Origin of the sequence: Nocardia amikacinitolerans (assembly GCF_900215415.1) — a bacterium.
GTDB classification, from domain to species: domain Bacteria; phylum Actinomycetota; class Actinomycetes; order Mycobacteriales; family Mycobacteriaceae; genus Nocardia; species Nocardia amikacinitolerans.
On sequence record NZ_OBEG01000002.1, the window covers coordinates 897,135 to 914,210 of the forward strand.

17 protein-coding genes are annotated in these 17,076 nt (G+C 66.5%); 4 read left to right on the forward strand and 13 right to left on the reverse strand.

The window, feature by feature from the left end; translation table 11 throughout:
• Positions 1-2: 2 nt before the first annotated feature.
• From CRP45_RS12310 to CRP45_RS12355, 10 genes are all read right to left on the reverse strand, one after another.
• Positions 3-1,181, reverse strand: a complete 1,179-nt coding sequence (locus CRP45_RS12310; protein ID WP_097245148.1) for an MCE family protein — start codon at positions 1,179-1,181, stop codon at positions 3-5.
• Complete coding sequence (locus CRP45_RS12315; RefSeq protein ID WP_097245149.1) at positions 1,178-2,290, reverse strand: MCE family protein; 1,113 nt, start codon at positions 2,288-2,290, stop codon at positions 1,178-1,180. Before CRP45_RS12315 ends, CRP45_RS12310 begins: the two co-directional genes overlap by 4 nt.
• On the reverse strand, positions 2,287-3,384 hold the full coding sequence (locus tag CRP45_RS12320) for an MCE family protein (protein WP_097245150.1): 1,098 nt from the start codon (positions 3,382-3,384) through the stop codon (positions 2,287-2,289). The genes CRP45_RS12315 and CRP45_RS12320 overlap by 4 nt, the downstream gene beginning before the upstream one ends.
• Complete coding sequence (locus CRP45_RS12325) at positions 3,384-4,394, reverse strand: MCE family protein (RefSeq protein WP_097245151.1); 1,011 nt, start codon at positions 4,392-4,394, stop codon at positions 3,384-3,386. The genes CRP45_RS12320 and CRP45_RS12325 overlap by 1 nt, the downstream gene beginning before the upstream one ends.
• Positions 4,394-5,416: an MlaD family protein gene (locus tag CRP45_RS12330; protein ID WP_067784093.1), complete on the reverse strand. Its 1,023-nt coding sequence runs from the start codon at positions 5,414-5,416 to the stop codon at positions 4,394-4,396. The genes CRP45_RS12325 and CRP45_RS12330 overlap by 1 nt, the downstream gene beginning before the upstream one ends.
• Positions 5,417-6,832 carry an MlaD family protein gene (locus CRP45_RS12335; protein ID WP_097245152.1) on the reverse strand — a complete coding sequence of 472 codons (1,416 nt, stop codon included), beginning with the start codon at positions 6,830-6,832 and terminating at the stop codon, positions 5,417-5,419. It abuts the gene before it with no gap.
• 9 nt (positions 6,833-6,841) lie between these two features.
• Positions 6,842-7,705, reverse strand: coding sequence for an ABC transporter permease (locus CRP45_RS12340; RefSeq protein ID WP_067784089.1), 864 nt, complete (start codon positions 7,703-7,705; stop codon positions 6,842-6,844).
• 1 nt (position 7,706) lies between these two features.
• Positions 7,707-8,588 carry an MlaE family ABC transporter permease gene (locus CRP45_RS12345; protein WP_372507950.1) on the reverse strand — a complete coding sequence of 294 codons (882 nt, stop codon included), beginning with the start codon at positions 8,586-8,588 and terminating at the stop codon, positions 7,707-7,709.
• Between the two features lie 429 nt (positions 8,589-9,017).
• Positions 9,018-9,206, reverse strand: coding sequence for a hypothetical protein (locus CRP45_RS12350; RefSeq protein ID WP_067784213.1), 189 nt, complete (start codon positions 9,204-9,206; stop codon positions 9,018-9,020).
• Positions 9,206-9,430, reverse strand: coding sequence for a hypothetical protein (locus CRP45_RS12355; protein ID WP_097245153.1), 225 nt, complete (start codon positions 9,428-9,430; stop codon positions 9,206-9,208). Before CRP45_RS12355 ends, CRP45_RS12350 begins: the two co-directional genes overlap by 1 nt.
• Positions 9,431-9,745: 315 nt before the next feature.
• Here CRP45_RS12355 and CRP45_RS12360 point away from each other — a divergent pair, with 315 nt between their 5' ends.
• Together CRP45_RS12360 and CRP45_RS12365 are read left to right on the forward strand one after the other, a co-directional pair.
• A complete protein-coding gene (locus CRP45_RS12360; protein ID WP_097245482.1) occupies positions 9,746-10,654 on the forward strand; it encodes an oxygenase MpaB family protein in 909 nt (302 codons plus the stop codon).
• A gap of 9 nt (positions 10,655-10,663) precedes the next feature.
• Positions 10,664-11,110 carry an SRPBCC family protein gene (locus CRP45_RS12365; protein WP_097245154.1) on the forward strand — a complete coding sequence of 149 codons (447 nt, stop codon included), beginning with the start codon at positions 10,664-10,666 and terminating at the stop codon, positions 11,108-11,110.
• Positions 11,111-11,180: 70 nt separating this feature from the next.
• Here CRP45_RS12365 and CRP45_RS12370 read toward each other — a convergent pair whose 3' ends face one another.
• Entirely contained in the window at positions 11,181-12,308 is a 1,128-nt protein-coding gene (locus CRP45_RS12370) for a serine hydrolase domain-containing protein (RefSeq protein ID WP_097245155.1), read from the reverse strand.
• A gap of 546 nt (positions 12,309-12,854) precedes the next feature.
• Here CRP45_RS12370 and CRP45_RS12380 point away from each other — a divergent pair.
• On the forward strand, positions 12,855-14,096 hold the full coding sequence (locus CRP45_RS12380) for an IS30 family transposase (RefSeq protein WP_097245157.1): 1,242 nt from the start codon (positions 12,855-12,857) through the stop codon (positions 14,094-14,096).
• Between the two features lie 761 nt (positions 14,097-14,857).
• On the opposite strand, the gene CRP45_RS12385 is transcribed toward CRP45_RS12380, so the two are convergent.
• Positions 14,858-15,046: a hypothetical protein gene (locus CRP45_RS12385; RefSeq protein WP_067784068.1), complete on the reverse strand. Its 189-nt coding sequence runs from the start codon at positions 15,044-15,046 to the stop codon at positions 14,858-14,860.
• Positions 15,047-15,301: 255 nt separating this feature from the next.
• Here CRP45_RS12385 and CRP45_RS12390 point away from each other — a divergent pair, with 255 nt between their 5' ends.
• Positions 15,302-16,684 carry a helix-turn-helix domain-containing protein gene (locus tag CRP45_RS12390; RefSeq protein ID WP_067784066.1) on the forward strand — a complete coding sequence of 461 codons (1,383 nt, stop codon included), beginning with the start codon at positions 15,302-15,304 and terminating at the stop codon, positions 16,682-16,684.
• A gap of 170 nt (positions 16,685-16,854) precedes the next feature.
• On the opposite strand, the gene CRP45_RS12395 is transcribed toward CRP45_RS12390, so the two are convergent.
• Complete coding sequence (locus CRP45_RS12395; RefSeq protein ID WP_097245158.1) at positions 16,855-17,073, reverse strand: MbtH family protein; 219 nt, start codon at positions 17,071-17,073, stop codon at positions 16,855-16,857.
• Between the last annotated feature and the right edge of the window lie 3 nt (positions 17,074-17,076).

The window sequence follows — 17,076 nt, forward strand, 5'->3', positions numbered from 1 at the left end:
TCCTATCGCCCGGGAACGGGTCGGGACAGTTCGTTTCCGGTCACACCCGGCGGCGGGCCGGAACCGTTGTCGGGCACGTTTGGCCGCGGTGCGTTGGCCGAACCGCGCACCTGAAGCGCCGGATTGCTGGTGACGCAGTAGTTGTAGAGCCGCACCCTGGTGTCGGTGGTTGCCAGCGTCGGTACGACGGGGATCGTCTCGTAGTCGCAGGTCGGCCGCGGCCAGGGGTCGACGAGGGTGTGGAACGCGCCGTCGTGCGCCGGGACGCCGATCGCCTCGGTGCCGATGCGCAGCGCCGGGAACAGCGCCGCGATGGCGGGCTGGCGCAGCTTCGCCGACTTGGTGATGGCCACGAAGTTCGTCACCAGATTGGTCACGGGGTCCTCGGTCTCGGCCACGAAGCCGCCCAGCGTCGCCAGCTGGCCTGGCGCCAGGTCGAGGAAGCGCCGGACCTCCTGATCGGCGGCGGTCAGCTGTTCGAACAGCGCGCCCGCACCGGTGGTGAGGGTCGTCAGGTCGGGTTGGGCGTGCGAGGTCGTCTCCGCGATGATCTCGAGGTTCTCGATCAACTGCCTGGTCTGCGGCAGCAGGCCGTCGAGACCCGCCATGGCCCTGCTGATCCCGGAGATCATGTTGCGCAGCCGATCCGGACCGCCCGCCAACGCCTTGTCCAGCTCGTCGACGATCACGGTGAGCCGCTGCGGATTCAGCCCGCCGATCATGCCGCTCACGTTCGCCAGCACGGACTGCACCGAGACCGGCGCCTTCGTCCGCGACACCGGCACCACATCGCCGTCACCGAGGAAGGGACCGGTGTCGGAGTCCGGCCGGAAATCCAGGTACTGCTCCCCCGCGGCGGACAGGCGACCGACCGCGACGGTGCCGCCGATCGGAATGCGCGCCGAGGACTGGATTTCGGCGACGGCCTCGATGCCGACGTCGGCCACCCGGATCTCGCGCACCAGTCCGATCCTGGTGCCGCGGAAGGTGACGTCGTTGTTCGCCAGCAACCCGCCCGAGGTCTGCAACTGCACGGTGACCAGGTACGTGTTCGGCACCGGGTTGAAGCGCAGCACCTGCGAACTCAAGTAGACCGAGCCCGCGACGAGAACCAATACGAGGCCGAGGTTGGCGACGGCGATGCGCCTGCGTACCAGGTAATTCCAGAGCGGGATGTTCATCGTCCGCCCTCCGTGCGCGGCGGGCTGGTGAGCCTGCCGATGACCTTCTCGATGACCTGTGCGAGGCTGCCGATGAAGGCGGGCACGTCACCGAGTTCCGGCGGACGGCTACCACTGGGATCGGTCAGCGCGCCCAGGCTGAGATACGAAACCGTCGCCGCCACCGACAGATTCGGCCCGTCGAACGACGCCATGACCGACGGATACATCTGATCGAAGCGTTCCAGCGCCTGTCCCAATTCGTCGCCCATCTGGGTGAATCCGGACATCAGCCGTTGAATGCTGTCGAAGAGGCCGACGAACTCCGGCCCGGTCGTCTCGGTGAAATCGCCGAGCGCGGACATGGTCACCGACACCTTGCCGATCAATGCGGAGATGTCCCTGTTGTTCTCGGCGAACAGTGCGAGCAGCGCAGGGAAGGTGTCGGCCGCCTCGCCGAGTTCCGCTTTGCGCGCGGCCAATTCGCCGGTCAACAGGTTGACGCCGGAGAGCACGCTGTCGATGTCGGCGGTGCGCCGGTTCAACGCGTCGATGGCGCTGCTCAATTCGATGAGCAGGTGCGACAACTGCGGCGCTCGCCCCGCGAACATGGAGTTCATCTCGGCGGTGATCTTGGCGGCCTGATTCAGCCCGCCGCCGTTGAGCAGCATGGAGATCGAGACCATCAACTGCTCCACCGACGCGCCCGCGGAGGTGTGCTCGGTGCCGATGGTGTCGCCCGGGCGCAGCATCTCCGTGCTGTCCTGCGCGGCGGGCAGGGTCATGGCGACGAAGATGTCGCCGAGCGGGGTGGCCTGCCGCAGTTCCGCGGTGGTGCCGCGCGGCAGCCGGATGTCCTCGCGGATCTCCATTTCCACGTCGGCGACGAAGTTGGTGGTGCTGATCGCGGTCACCACGCCGATGTCGGTGCCGCCGATCTTGACGTGCGCGCGATCCGGCAGATTGAGCGCGTCGCGGAAGGCGGCGTGAATCTTGTAGCCGGGTGCGCCGATGCCCGGCTTGGGCAGCGGCACGTTGTCCACGGTCACCGCGCAGCCGGTCGCGGCGCCGATGCTAGCGGCGACGAGCCCGGCCGCGATGGTGCGGCGCAAGGCCGCCTTCGTCCTCATTTCGCGATCCCCAGCAGTGCGGCGGTGAGACCGAAATCCGGTCCCATGTCTTGGATCTTTCCGGTGCGACAGCCGTCCAGCCGCAGCTGAATTCGCTCGCAGAACAGTGCGAGCGCCTCGCCGTCCAGCACGGCTTTGTCGAGCAGGCCGTGCAGTCGGACGGCCTGATGCTCGCGGCTCATCGCGTTGGTGATGTTCTCGAAGAACAGCGGTGTGACGTCGACGATCTCGGTGAGCTGGCGCGAGTTCGCGCGCATCTGTTCGGTGATCGCTACGAAACGGGTGAGCGCGCCTGCCAACTGGTCTCGGTTCTGTCCGACCACCGTCGAGGTGTTGTTCACGAAATCGTTGAGCTGGGTCAGCACCGCGTGCAGGCCGGGCGACTGCTCACCCATCAAACGCACCAATTCGGTGAGCCTGCCGCTGAAGTCGCGCACCGTCTGGTCGTTGGACGCGATCACCTGGGTGATCTCGTTCAATTTGACGATGGTGTTGGCGATCTGGTCCTTGTTGGCGAGAGTCACCTCGAAGGCGGCGGAGAGCGCGTCGAGCGTCTCACGCAATCGGTCGCCGTTGCCGTCGAGCAGCGGGAACAGCACCCGGCTTGCCATCGGCCCGTTCTCGTTGTCGCCTTTCAGCGCCGCGCCGAGCTGGTCGAAATTCTCCAGGATCCGGTCCAGTTCGACCGGAGTCCTGGTGCGCGCCAACGGGATGTGCGCTCCGTCGGCGAGGGTCGGGCCGCCGGTGTAGGCCGGTGCCAGCTCGACGTGCCGGTTGGTGATCAGCTGCGGGGAGACCAGCGCGGCGATGGCGTCGGCGGGCACCTCGACGTCCTTGTCGATGGACATGGTGACCTCGACGTAGCTGCCGCGCGCGGTGACGGTGTCGACCCGGCCCACCGGAACACCGAGAACGGCCACCTCGTTGCCCGCGTACAGACCCGCCACGTTCTCGAAATCCGCGCTGATCCGCAGTTGTTCGCCGAGATATCGGTCGGGTAGCGAACTCACACTCTCGGGCAGCAGCGAACAGCCGCTGCTCACCGCCGCGACCACGCAGAGGGCGGTCAGTTTCAGTACTCCACGAATAGTCATCAGTTGCACCCCGGTACCGCTTGCGCGAAACACAGCCAGTTGTCCGGGAAAACCCATGGCGCCCAGACCTCGCCGTACGGCCCGTTGCCGAGCGCGTTGTTGAACTGCCGCATGGCCACCGGCATGATCTCGTACAGCCGGTCCAGGTTCTCCCTGTTCTTCTCCAGCCCCTCGGTCATCGTGTTCAGGTTCTGGATGAGCGGCCCGAGCTGGTCGTTGTTCTCGATGCCCATCTCCTGGAGCAGCGCCGACAGCGCCGCGACGTTGTCGAGCAGCTGGCGCAGCAGGTCCTGGCGCAGCGCGACCGCGTTGCCGATCGCCTCACCACGGGTGAGCAGCAACAGCACGCTGTTCTGGTTGTCCGCGACCAGCTGCGAGACCTCGTCCATGCTCTTCAGCAGCAGGTCGACCTCGTCGCGGCGGTCGTTGATCACCTTGGCCAGCGCGCCGATGCTGTCCAGCGCCGCGACGGTCAGCTGCGGCGAGTCGCCCATCTGCTGGTCGAACACGTCCAGCGCCTGACGCAGCTTGTCCGGATCGATCCGCTCGATCCGCTCGAAGGACGACTTGTACTGCGGGTCCTGGATGACCTTGCCGAGGTTGTACGGAACCGAGGTGTTCGCCAGCCGGATGATATTGTCCGGCAATCCCTTTCCGTCGCCCGGTGTGAGCTCGATGTGCAGCCTGCCGAGGATGGTCGACATCTTGATCGCGGCCCGCGCGTTCGAGCCGAGTCGCAGATCGCGGCGCACGCGCAGATCGACGACCACCTTGTCGCCGTCCAGCCGCACCGCGCGGACCTGACCGACCTCGATGCCAGACACGTCGACCGTCGCGCCCGGCCGCAGTCCCGCCGCCTGGGCGAACTCGGCCTTGATCGTCTTGTCCGACAGCCGCGCCTCGGACACTACGCTGGATCCGACCAGCAGCAGCGCGACGAAGCCAGCGGCGAGCACGCCGAGCCAGAGGTAGCGGTTCGTCGAATACCTCGGCAATCGAATCCGCGCCATCATCGACACACCTCCGATTGGGATTCGCCGCCGACCTGCGAGACCAGGCCCGGTGGGAGCAGCACGCCCCACAGCGAGACGTCCAGGCGGCAGATGTAGGCGTTGCCGTACGCGCCGTAGCTGGTGAAGCGGGCCAGCGCGTTGAGCAGGGTCGGGAACTGCACCGCGGCCTTGTCCAGCGCGGCGCCGTTGAGCAGCAGCATGGCGATGCCGGTGGTGGCGTCGTTCTGCGCCCCGGCCAGGTCGGGCTGGACCTGGGCGATGAGCGAGACCAGCGAGTCGGTGGACTTCGCCACCAGATCGACCGACTGCTTCAGCGACTCGCCTTCGGCGTAGAGCGCCTCGACGAGCGCCCTGGACTGGGCGATGAGCGTCTCCAATTCCGCTGAGCGGTTGGCCAATCCGGCGATCACGCTGCTCAGGTTGGTGATCACCTCGCCGAGGATGCGGTCGCGCTGGCCGAAGGTGCCCGCCAGGTCTGCGGCCTGGGTGATCAGCGCGCTCAGCGAGACGCCATCGCCCTGTAGCGCCTGAATCAGCGTCTCCGACAGCGAGTTCACCTGATCGGGTTGCAGCACGCTGAACAGCGGCTCGAAACCGGAGAGCAGCGCCGAGACGTCGAAGGACGGTTCGGTGTTCGCCAGCGTGATGTGGCCGCCGGGCGGCAGCGGATCGCCCTCATCCTCGCCGGGGACGAGCGCGATGTAGCGCTGCCCGATCAGATTCTGGTATCGCACAAGCGCTTTGGTCGACGTGGTCAGCCGCTGGCGGTCCTGGATGCGGAAATCGATGACCGCCTTGTAGTCGTCGTCGAAGTCGATCCGGTCGACGCGGCCGACCCGCACGCCCGCCATCCGGACGTCGTCACCGACACGCACGCCCATTACGTCGGAGAAGGTCGCCGAGTATGTGTGCGTGTCACCGGGCACCGAGCGTTGCAAGGTAGACCAGATGGTGTAGGTCAGCGTGATGGCCAGCACGGCGAAGAAGCCGAAGCCCGCGAGGGCTTTTCTGGATTTCATTTAGTTGCCCCCTTCGGTGCGTGAAGTGTCGTACACGGTCACCGACCCGCCGGCCAGCAGCGGCGTAAGCAGCAGGAGCTGCGCGGCGGTGGGTTGGCCGCCGACGATCGCCGCGACTCCGGCGTGCCCTCGGCCGCCCGCGATCGGCCGCGCCGCCGGTGTGCCCGTGGCTGGCACGGTGATTCCGGGAATCGCGGGGAGACCGGGAATGGCCAGGCCGGGAATGGCGGGAAGGCCAGGAAGCGCAGGGACCCCTTCGACTCCCGGGAGGGCGAGCGTTGGCTGCGGACCCGCCGCGTCGAGCCAGCGCGGCTGCAACTGTGCCGGATACTCCTGCTCCGGTGCGACTTCCGGCACCGTCGGGCCGCCGCACCGCGGGCCGGTGAGATAGCCGTAGGTCGGGCAGTCCGCGGCAGTGTACTGCTGGAACGGCGTGAAGCTGACGTCCATCTTCCACACCATCTGGCGGCTCGGGCCGAAGTGGAACACGGTGGCCAGCTTCGCCAGCGACGCGTTGAGGTTGCGCGCGGTGTCCGGGATGGCCTGCGGGTCCTGGGCCAAGCTGCCGAACAGCTCGTCCAAGCCGGGGACCAGATCCTTTGCCGCATCCGGGTTTCGGGCGAACAAGGAATTGACCGAGTCGATGGTGCTGCTCGCGTTGGCCAGCAAGGCTACGAGGTTGTCGCGACGCTCGGTGAGCGTTCGGGCCGCCGTCACCGATTCGGCGAGCACGCCGACCAAGTCGGGCGCCGACTTGCTGAGCTCCGTTGTGGCACGGCCGAGATCGCCGAGCAGCTCGCCGACGCCGGGGATCGCACGCACTTCGGTGACCCAGCGGTCGAGCCGCTCGATCGTCGAACCCGGCACGCGCGCGGCGGGATCGAGTGCGGCTGCGAGGGTCGCGAGCACCCGGCCGAGCTTCTCGGGCTGGATGTTGTCGAGCACGTCGCGCAGCACGGTGAGCGTGGTCTGCAATTGCATCGTCGCGGTGCTGGTGTCCTCCGGGATCACGGCTCCGGCAGTGAGTTTCGCGCCCGCCGAGCCGTTGTCGACGAGTTCGATCGCGGTGACGCCGAACAGGTTGTTGGGTACCACCCTGGCGGTGACTCCGGCCGGAATCGTCGGCGCGACGGCGGGTTTCAGGTGGATCTCGGCGCGCTGCTGTTCGCCCTTGGCGACCACCTCGACGGCCGCGACCGTGCCGACCACCATGCCGCGGAACTTCACGTCGGCGCGCGCGGGCAGGCCGTCGCCGGTGCTGGTCAGTTCGGCGGTGACGCGGACCTTGTCCTCGAAGAAGCCGTTGTAGCGCAGCATGAGCAGGCCGAGCAGTATCGCGGTGGCGGTCAGCATGGCCAGGCCGGCCAGGGAGAGCTGGCGGGCGCTCGGCCCGCGGCCACTGGGATCGAGAAGCATGCGCGGCCCCTATCCCGAGATCCGGAAGCCGGGGTCGATGCCCCAGATGGCCAGTGTCATGAACAGATTCGCGAAGACCATCACGACGATCACCATCTTGATGGCCTGACCGGCCGCGACGCCGACGCCCTCCGGCCCACCCGAGGCGACGTAGCCGTAGTAGCACTGGATGAACGACGCGAGCAGCACGAAGACGACGACTTTGAGCAGCGAGAAGAAGACATCGGTCCCGATGAGGAATTGGAAGAAGTAGTGGTCGTAGGTGCCCGCCGAGGTGCCGCCGAGGAAGAGCACCGAGAGCTTGGTCGCCAGGTACGCCATGGCAAGGCCGACGGTGTAGAGCGGGACGATGGTCAGCGTGGACGCGATCATCCTGGTGCTCACCAGATATGGAAGCGGCCGGATGGCAATGGATTCCAGCGCGTCGATCTCCTCGGAGATCCGCATCGCGCCGAGTTGCGCGGTGAACCGGCAACCTGCCTGGATGGCGAAGGCGAGCGTCGCCAGGATCGGAGCGAGCTCGCGCGTGGTGGCGAATCCCGAGATCGCGCCGGTCAGCGGGCCCATCGTGAGCAGGTTGAGCGCGGTGAACGACTCCATGCCGACGGTGATGCCGCCGAACGCGCACAAGATGATCACCACGCCCACCGTGCCGCCGCCGACGACGAGCGAACCGTTGCCCCACCCGACATCGGCGGTCAGCCGCAGCACTTCCTTGCGATAGTGCTTGAGCACGAACGGAATCGCCGCGAGCGCCTGGAAGAATGTGATGGCTTGGTGGCCGAGTCGCTGGTTGGCCCGGTACGGGACGGCGACCGCGGTACCGACGGCCCGGAACGGTTTCAGGGCGGGCGGGGTGTACTTCGTGCCCACCTCAGATCACCTTCGTCGGGAACAGCGTGTTGTACAGCTGGGTGAGGATGATGTTGGTGGCGAAGAGCATCAGCGCCGAGGTGACGACCGCGGAGTTCACCGCATTCGCGACGCCGCCGGGGCCGCCCTTGGCGTGCAGCCCGATGTCGCAGGCGATGATCGCGGTGAGCGCGCCGAAGATGGCCGCTTTCACCAGCGCGACGATGAGATCGTTGGCCACCGCGAAGGACGCGAACGAGCCGATGAACGAACCGGGCGTGCCGGATTGGGCGTACACGTTGAACATGTAGGCCGTCGCGAAGCCGACGAACACGATGAACCCGCACAGCAGCATGCTGACCAGCACCGCCGCCACCAGGCGCGGCGCGACCAGCCTGCGCACCGGATCGACGCCCATCACCATCATGGCGTCGATCTCCTCGCGGATGGTGCGTGAGCCGAGGTCCGCGCAGATCGCCGAGCCGACGGCGCCCGCGATCATCAGCGAGGTGACCAGCGGCGCACCCTGCCGGATGATGCCGAGGCCGGCGACCGCGCCGATGAACGTCGTCGCGCCGACCTGATTGACCAGCGCCCCGACCTGAATCGAGACGACGACGGCGATCGGTATCGCGACGAACACCGTCGGCGCGGCGGACACGCTCGACATGAAGGCGCACTGCCGGATGAACTCGTGGTACGGGAAGCGCCGGGCGACGATCGCACGGAACAGTTCGATCACCGCGTCACGCCCGAGCATCACCTGCCTGCCCAGTGTTTCCAGCGACCGCTGCGGATGACGCCGCCACAGACCCTTCAGATCCTCGACGGTCTGCTCCAGGTCGGTGCGCTCCGGAGAGTCCCCGGGTTCGATCCGACCCGGAGGTCGTTCGATGGTTGTCACGCTGCCCGAGTCCTTTCTCGGCCTGATTTCGCTCACTTCGCCGACCGGTAACGGTGACCCCCTCGAGGGCGCGGAGCGTGTGAAGTGTTGCACAGTGATGGCGGGCGACACAAGTCACATGTGAATAGAAATTCTCAATATTTCCGATGGGATGCTTCCCCATGGGACGAGCTGGCTTCGACTACCGAGTGGCAGTTTCACCTGCGAAGAAGTCCAGGTGATCGCCGTACTTCCGCGCCCATATCAGACGCTCGACGCTGGAGAAGTGACCAGACAATCACATCCGTTCCGGACACCATCCACGTCACGTCCGGTCAGCGCACCCCTGGATGGCAGGTGCCCATATGCGTAGACGGCGCACGGGCAACCCGGCCTTATCCGTTGGCAGGCACTCACGCAGAGAACCACGCCCCGAGCAGGTACACCCGCTCACGCCGGTTCGCTGAGGAAGTGCTGTAGCTCCACCAGTCCGTAGCCGACGGCGGCGACGCCCGCGGCGAGGGCGCTCAGCACAGTGAGCCAAAGCCCGTAGCGCAGAATCGGATTCACTTTCATCCGCCCACCGAGGATCTTGACGCCGATCACCAAGATGTCGATGAGCCACACCAAGATCATCATCAGGTCATGCACACATTCGAGAAGGTGAGCACCGGCCAGCACACGATCGATCCGAGGAACGAGATCACCACGTCGATGCCGTGCATCTCGCGCAGATGACTCGTGTGGGTCAGCGTCCAGACGACTCCGATCAGCCCGTACGGGATTCCGAGGATGATGAGCGTCCCGAGGAACTCGGAGACCTTCATCTCGTAGCTGAATATTCGATCCAGCCTCTTGAGCATGTACGTCGCATCCTTTCCTGCACCGGCCGCACTCGATCGAGGTCACCCGCGCACACCGAAGAAGATCGCGACGTCGCGGCGTACCCGACCGCTGAGATCCGGTCCGGCATGGTCCCGTATGTTACGCACGATTCACTGCGGAGCGGAAGGCCTCCGCGGATATTTTTGATCAGAACCCGACCACACTTCCAACGGCTCATACCCCCGAGAAACTGGGCAAACTCCGAACACGACGCGGCCTTGTCATGCAGAATGATCGGTAACATAATCGACGGATGGGTGATCACACCCGAGGAAGACGACGGAAGGACTCCGATGACCGCGGTCGCCCACCCCTCGTACCAGAACGAACCGGCGCCACTGACCAAGGAGCAGACGCGCATCCCCATCAGCTCCGCGCACCGCCCGTTCACCAAGCGGCCGATCAAACTGTCCGACGCGCTGGACTTCTGGTCGTTCGCGGGCGCGGCGGCCAACGTGGCGATGCAAATGGCAAGGCCCGGTGTTGGTTACGGCGTCGCGGAGAGCAAGGTGGAATCCGGTGCGCTGATGAAGCATCCGTGGAAGCGCGCCCGCACCACCACCCAGTACCTGGCGGTGGCGATCCTCGGCACCGACGAAGAGCGCGCGGCCTACCGCAAGGCGGTCGACTCGGTGCATCGCCACGTGCGGTCCGAGCCGGGCGCACCGGTGAAGTACAACGCCTTCGACCGCAACCTCCAATTGTGGGTCGCCGCATGCCTTTACATCGGCTTCGAGGACACCTACCAGCTGCTGCAAGGCAAGATGAGCGACGAGCAGGCCGAAGCCTTCTACGCCTCGTCCTCGACGCTGGGCACCACGCTTCAGGTCACCGAGGACATGTGGCCAAAGACGCGCGCCGAGTTCGACGTCTACTGGAACCAGGCCTGCCGGCAGGCCGTACTCGACGACTATGTGCGCGCCTACGTCGACGACCTGCTGGACCTGCGCATGATCCACTGGTACCTGCGCCTGCCGTTCCGAAATCTGTTGAAGTTCTTGACCATCGGATTCCTCGCGCCGTACTTCCGCGAGCAGATGCGCTTGGAGTGGACCGCAGCCGATCAGCGCCGCTTCGAGCACCTGTTCGTGTTCGTCGGCTTCGTCAACCGGTTCATCCCGCGATTCCTGCGGCACGGCGGCAGCCACGCGCTGATGGTCGATCTGCGTCGCCGGATGCGCAAGGAAAAGAACCTCGTCTGAGGGCTGGGCATGCACACCGTCGACATCGAGCGGACCATTCGAGCGCCGATCACCGACGTCTTCGACTGGCTCACCGACGCGACGAATTACCGTCGGGTGCCGGTGGTTCGGCGCGTCACGCTGATTCGTCCCGGTGATGTGCACTGCCACGGTCGCGGTGCGGTGCGGGTGGTGGTCACGCCGCTGCTGCGTCTGACGGAGGAGATCGTCGAGTATCGGCCGCCGACCTTGCTGCGGTATCGGATCACCAGGTCGACGCCGCCGCTGCGGCACGACGAAGGGTTCATGGCGTTCCGGTCCGTGCCCGAAGGGACTCGGGTGCGGTGGTTTTCGCGTTTCGAGGTGGTTTCGCCGGTACTGCCCGGCGTGTGCACGCTCGCCATGGTGGCCGTGGTTTCCTCGGGATTCCAGCTGGCGCTGGACTGTGCGCAGGGTGAACTGCTCGGGCTGCGATGAGCGCTGTGAGTGGTTCAGCGGCGCTGGGTCTCATCTGCTGAAGTCGTGGAGTCTCGTGGGGCGCCGAGGCTCACGGGCAGAGCGCGTGTTCGAGCATGCCGATGAGGTCGGGCTCGGTCTCGGGCGCCTTCGTGAGGGCTACGGTGATCGCGCGCCCGTCGACGGTCGCGCCGGATACCGTGTAGTAGCCGTGGATTCCGCCGCTGTGGCCGAAGTACTCCGCGCCGCAGGGTAATCGGACGGAACCGAGACCGAGGCCGTAGACCATCCCCGACTCCGGGTCCATCGGCACGCCGTCGCGCATCTGCTCGAGTTCCGCCGCGGCGAGCACCCGGCCCGCCAGCAGCGCGCCGTAGAAGCGGTTCAGGTCAGTGCCCGAGGAGACCAGCGCGCCCGACGCCCACGGGATCGACGGCTCGATGCGGGACACGTCGGTGACGACGCCGTCCAGGGTCGCGTAACCCGCGGGGTGCGGGCCGCGGATGTCGCGTTCGCCAGGACCGGGCAGGTAGGTGTCGGCGAGGCCCAGCGGTTTCAGGATGCGCCGCTCCAACTCCTCCGCGTACGGGGCCCCCGTCACCCGCTCGATCAGGAGCCCCGCGACGAAGTAATTCGCATTGCTGTATTCGTACCGCTCGCCCGGCGCGAACACCGCCCGCCCGCTGTTGACCATCGCGATGCCGTCGGCGGGCGTCATCGTGCGGTTCTCGAGTCCCGCGCGGTATTCGTCGACGCGCGGGTCGTCCGCGAAGTCCGGCAGGCCGCTCTGGTGGCGCAGGATCTGCCGGACCGTGATCGCGCGCCCATCGATGCCGTCACCGCGCAGCAGACCGGGCAGGTAGGTGTCGATCGGTTCATCGAGGCGCACCTTCCCCTCCGCGACCAGTTGCAGCACGAGCGCGCTGGTGAACGTCTTGGTGATGCTGCCGACGCGAGTCCGCTGCGCGGGTTGCGTCGGGATCGGCGCTCCGGTGCTCAGGTCGGCCACCCCCGCCGTGCGGACCACCGTCTCGCCGTTCTCGGTCACCGTCGCGATCGCCCCGACAACCCCCGCCCCGACCGCCCGGTCGATGTCCTCCTGCACAGCGCTGAGCCGAGCATCCGATACCCCGGCCGACTCCGTCGCGCTGTCCGCCGCACACCCGGCGGTCAGCAAGGCCACCGCGGAAACAGCCACAACGATCGGTACGAAACGCATACCTCGACGGTAGGCACCTCCAGCGCCCCGCACATCCGGGACCACCCCGATCTTCCCCTCAGCCCGCAGGACCACCTACGCGCCGAATTGGCCCGGTTCCAGTGGCCCCGCTCCAACCGCCAGAGCGGCGACACAGCCCGGCTCCACCGCTCCTTCGCTTGCGGCATATGCCGCCGGTGTCCACGCGGGGCTGGCGACGGCCGACGCGACAGGATCGCCGCAGCCCACCGCGTCGCTGCTGACGACCGACGCGACGAGATCGCCGGAGTTCACCTCTCGGCACTGACGTCGGGCGCGACGAAGCTGCCCAGTCCATGGCAGAGGAGTCGGTGGCTGACCGCCCGCGGCCCATCAGACCAAGTTGGACCAGCGGGTGGACACGTACCACGACGTGTCGGGCTCGTCGAGCCTCCCGAACGGCATGCGACTGCGCTCCTCGAGCCGGACAACTACGTGCGATCGACGGGAGTCATATGGTGGCGTTGGAAGATCTTGGGTTCAGGGGGTGGATGCAACACTCACCCTCAAGCCCCGTGGAGTGTTGCGATGGCCCTGCCGCCGTTGAATGCGGTGACTCGTTCGTTTTGGGATTTGGTTGTTGGTAGTGGTGTGTCTGCGTCGGCCGCGGGGTTGGCGGTCGGCGCGTCGGCGACCAGTGGGATGCGATGGTTCCGTGATGCTGGCGGGGTGAAACGTGCACTGGGCGAGCCGAAGACCCGCGGCCCGCGGTCGCGGTTGACGCTTTCGGAGCGAGAGGAAATCACGGTGGGCGTCGCGGCCGAAGAAACGATCCGGTCGATCGCGCGGCGGTTGGGTCGCCACCCGTCGACGATCATGCGCGAGATCGCCAACAACGGAGGCGGACGCGGCCGTTACCGCAGCACCCACCGGTTCGGCGCCCGCAGGGGCGGGTGGGAGGCCAGACCGCCGTATCGAGCGAGTCTGGCCCAGGCCCGGTCCGAGACGCGGGCGCGTCGCCCCAAACCACGCAAACTGGCCCTCAACGACGCGTTGCGCGAAACTGTTCAGGATCGGTTGAACGCCAAGCACAGCCCCGCCCAGATCAGCGGCGCCCTACGCCTTGAACACCGCGACCGCCCGGAGATGCAGGTGTCCCACGAAGCGATCTATCAGGCACTCTACCTGCAAGGACGTGGTGGGCTGCGCCGTGAGTTGGTCTCGTGCCTGCGCACCGGGCGGGCCATGCGCAAACCGAACCGCAGCCTCGAACGACGCAGCCGCCGACGGATCCCCGGCATGGTCAACATCAGCGAACGTCCCGCCGAGGCCGAAGACCGCGCCGTGCCCGGGCATTGGGAAGGTGATCTGATCCTCGGCAAAGACAATGCCTCGGCGATCGGCACCCTGGTCGAACGCCGCTCCGGATTCCTCATGCTGCTGCACCTACCTACCGATCACACCGCCGAATCGGTCGCCGATGCCGCTGTCGCCACGATGAGCACCCTGCCGGGGTTCCTGCGCCGCACCCTGACCTGGGACCAAGGCAGCGAGATGGCCCAGCACGCCCGCATCGCCATGGCCACCGGCCTGGACATCTACTTCTGCGACCCGCACTCGCCCTGGCAGCGCGGCACCAACGAAAACACCAACGGCCTTCTGCGCCAATACTTCCCCAAAGGCACCGACCTATCGATCTTCCCCGCCGACTACCTCGACTACGTCGCCGCCCAGCTCAACACCCGACCCCGCAAACGCCACGGCTTCCGCACCCCCGCCCACATCCTCAATGACATACTCACCGAATCAGCTGTTGCATCGACCACGTGAATCCGCCGATCAACTAGCGACCATATGACTACCGTCGAATACATTTCTCTATCGACGGGAGAGAAATGGTGGTTGCGGGGGTGACAGGCAGACGCGCTGGCGTCGATGGCGCGCTCTGGATGCTCGACTACGGACGTGGGTGGCGGCGTGTCAGGCTGGCCATTGCGGTGTACCGCCGAGCGGTTCCAGGCTGCTCTGCGGCTACGGAGCCGGTTGCGGCTGCGCCGAGGTTCAAGGACGCAATGAGCCTGGCGCACTACCGGACTGGGCTGCCGAGCGACACTTTTACGGTGACCGTCGACCATTTGGACGGATCCTCGCCCAGTACGACACCGATACCGAAATCAATTCGCACTGCGGAGATTCGAACGGCTTTTGATTCATTCGCGCAACGGATCTCCGGGCGCGCGACTTTCTCCGAGCCGCGCGGTCTAGCGTCTTACCCGCACTAGAACTGCTGGCTTCGGTTGCCGCGCAGACCTTTCGAGAGCTATGTCGAATAACCGTCGGCGCGGGTGTCGGGGACAATGCGACCTGCCGCGACCAAAGTGCGGAAGGCGGCTCCTTTGCGAGGGCAAGCATCTGCTCGGCAACCGCGGTGCAGCTGCATTGCGCGGTGCGCTTCGGAGACAGTGAAAGGTGTTGTGGGAGCGCGGTGTCCGGTGGCGGATCGGGTGTCGCCGACGCAGGTTCCGATGATGCCGATGAGGGAGACGACCAGACCGCACGCGGTCAGGATGGACAGCGTCGAGTACATCGGATCACTTGTCTGCGGCGCGCCGGAAGCAGTAGGCGGAGGCGGCTAGGTACTGGCGGCAGCCACTGCCGTGGCCTGCGTGCACGGAGAGGATGAACCTCGCCTTGTCGTAGTCCAGGACCTGCGGTTCCGTTGCGCAGTCACGACTTTGGACAAGCCACAGTTCGCGCAAGTCCGAATGCGGTACGTTCATCGTCCACCTCCGCGGAGTTCAGTGCACCCGGCGCCGGGGGCGCCGGCGGAATCGCGCTCGAGGCGGCTGGATCATGACCGCGTCGGGACCGTGCGCCGGATTCCGGAGAGCGGGCGCCCCCACAGGGTCTGGGCACAACCCCGGCGCCGGGTGCGAATACAGACTGCGCGTTGCGATTGGGTACATAACAGTCCGGAATGCGATAAATGCGAGTAATTTTCGAGTGAATCGGCCTGATGCGAGGAAGCGGGTCCTATGGTTGAGGTCGACTGGACGGGCGAGGACGTGCTTGCCCTTCGCACGGCGATGAAGCGAAGTCGTTACGAGTTCGCACGTTTGGTGGGCGTTACCCCGCGCACCGTGGTCTTGTGGGAGAACGGCCGGACAACCCGGATGCACGCCGCAAGCAGGCGACTCCTCGATCGAGTGCTGTCCGAGGCCGATTCAGTCGTCGTCACGCGATTCGAGCGTGCGATCAAGGCGGGTCGCGAAGCGGCAGGCCACACCGACGATGCGAGCGCGGCGCTCGATCGGACAATCAAGCTCGGTAGGGACAAAGCGCCGGCCGGACCGGAGGTTCGGTCGACGCCGATCGGGCTCGACGAGGAAGTCGAGGATGACGACGTGAGAAGGCGGGAAATGCTGGCCTGCATCGGCGCAGGTCTGGCGGGACACGCTGCCGAACTCTTGGCAAGCGAACCGGAGCGGATGCTCGCGACCCTGGACGCCGGGTCGATGAGCGAGCGCAGGCTCGGTTTCCTGGAAGAATCCACCGCGGCGCTGGGCAAGCATGTCGTCCAGGTACCGCCGCACGAGCTGCTGCAAGGCACGCTCGACCAATTCCGCACGGTGCGCGCCTGTCTCGGTGAGCGCCAGGCCACCCACCACCAGATCAGGCTGGTCCGCACAGCAGGACGGCTGGCCAACGTGGTCGGTGAGATCTTGTTCAACGAGGGGCATTTCGGCCAGGCGCGGCTGTGGTACGCCACCGCCATCCACGCCGCACAGGACATCGGCGACCGCTACTCGGAGGACATCGCGCTCGCCGGTCTTGCCTACCTGCCCACCTACAGCGACAAACCGAGGGAAGTGCTGCGCCTGCTCGATCCACGTCTCGCGCAGGACCCGGCGACCGGCGCGGCCGCCGCCTGGTTGTGGGGCATGGCGGCGCGCGCGCACGCCGATCTCGGTGACGAACACCAATTCGCCCACTGCATAGACAAATCCGCGCGGGCGCTGGACAGCGTGGGGTCCGAGGAGCTGCCGATCGGCATCTTCTCGTTCCGACCGGAGAAGCTCGCCTTCTATCGCGCCATCGGATACGCCAGGCTCGGCAAGCCCGACGAGACGGCCACCGCCGCAGCCGAAGCCATCTCGCGGTACGACCCGCAGGAGACGATGGAGCCCGCGCTGGTGCGTTTCGAACACGCGACCGCACTGCTGGCTTCCGGCGAAGTGGACGAGGCCTGCGCGGTCGCCACCGCCGCCATCACCGACGCGCACACCTACGTCGGGCTGACGGTCACCAAGCGCGCCAAGCGATTCGACTCGGCCCTGCTGAACGGCAGCGGTCGCGCGGTGAGCGAGTGGCGGCAGCGAGCACGGGAGGTCATCGACACCCAGCGGATGGACGTGTAGCGGGTTCGGCCACGCCGGCGGATCGCCGGAGCTCTCGCGCCCTGCGCACGATGAAACGCGTTGGGGCCGAGAGGCGCGCCGGTCGCCGGGGCCTGCCTGTGCCCTCGCTCCTGCCGTGCGCGTGCTGACGCGCTGCGCACTTGGGGATGGCGAACCGGCGCGCCGCACCTTCAGTTGGTCTTCGGGGTCATGGCGGCGATCAGGGAGTTCGGGCGCATGTCGGTCCAGTGGGTTTCGACGTACTCCAGGCATGTGCTGCGGGGGGCGGCGCCGTAGGCGATGGTCCAGCCGGTGGGGATGGCGGCGAAGATCGGCCAGAGGGAGTGTTCGCCTTCGGCGTTGGTGAGGACGTAGAACTGGGCGTCATCGTCGTCGAACGGGTTTGTCATAGT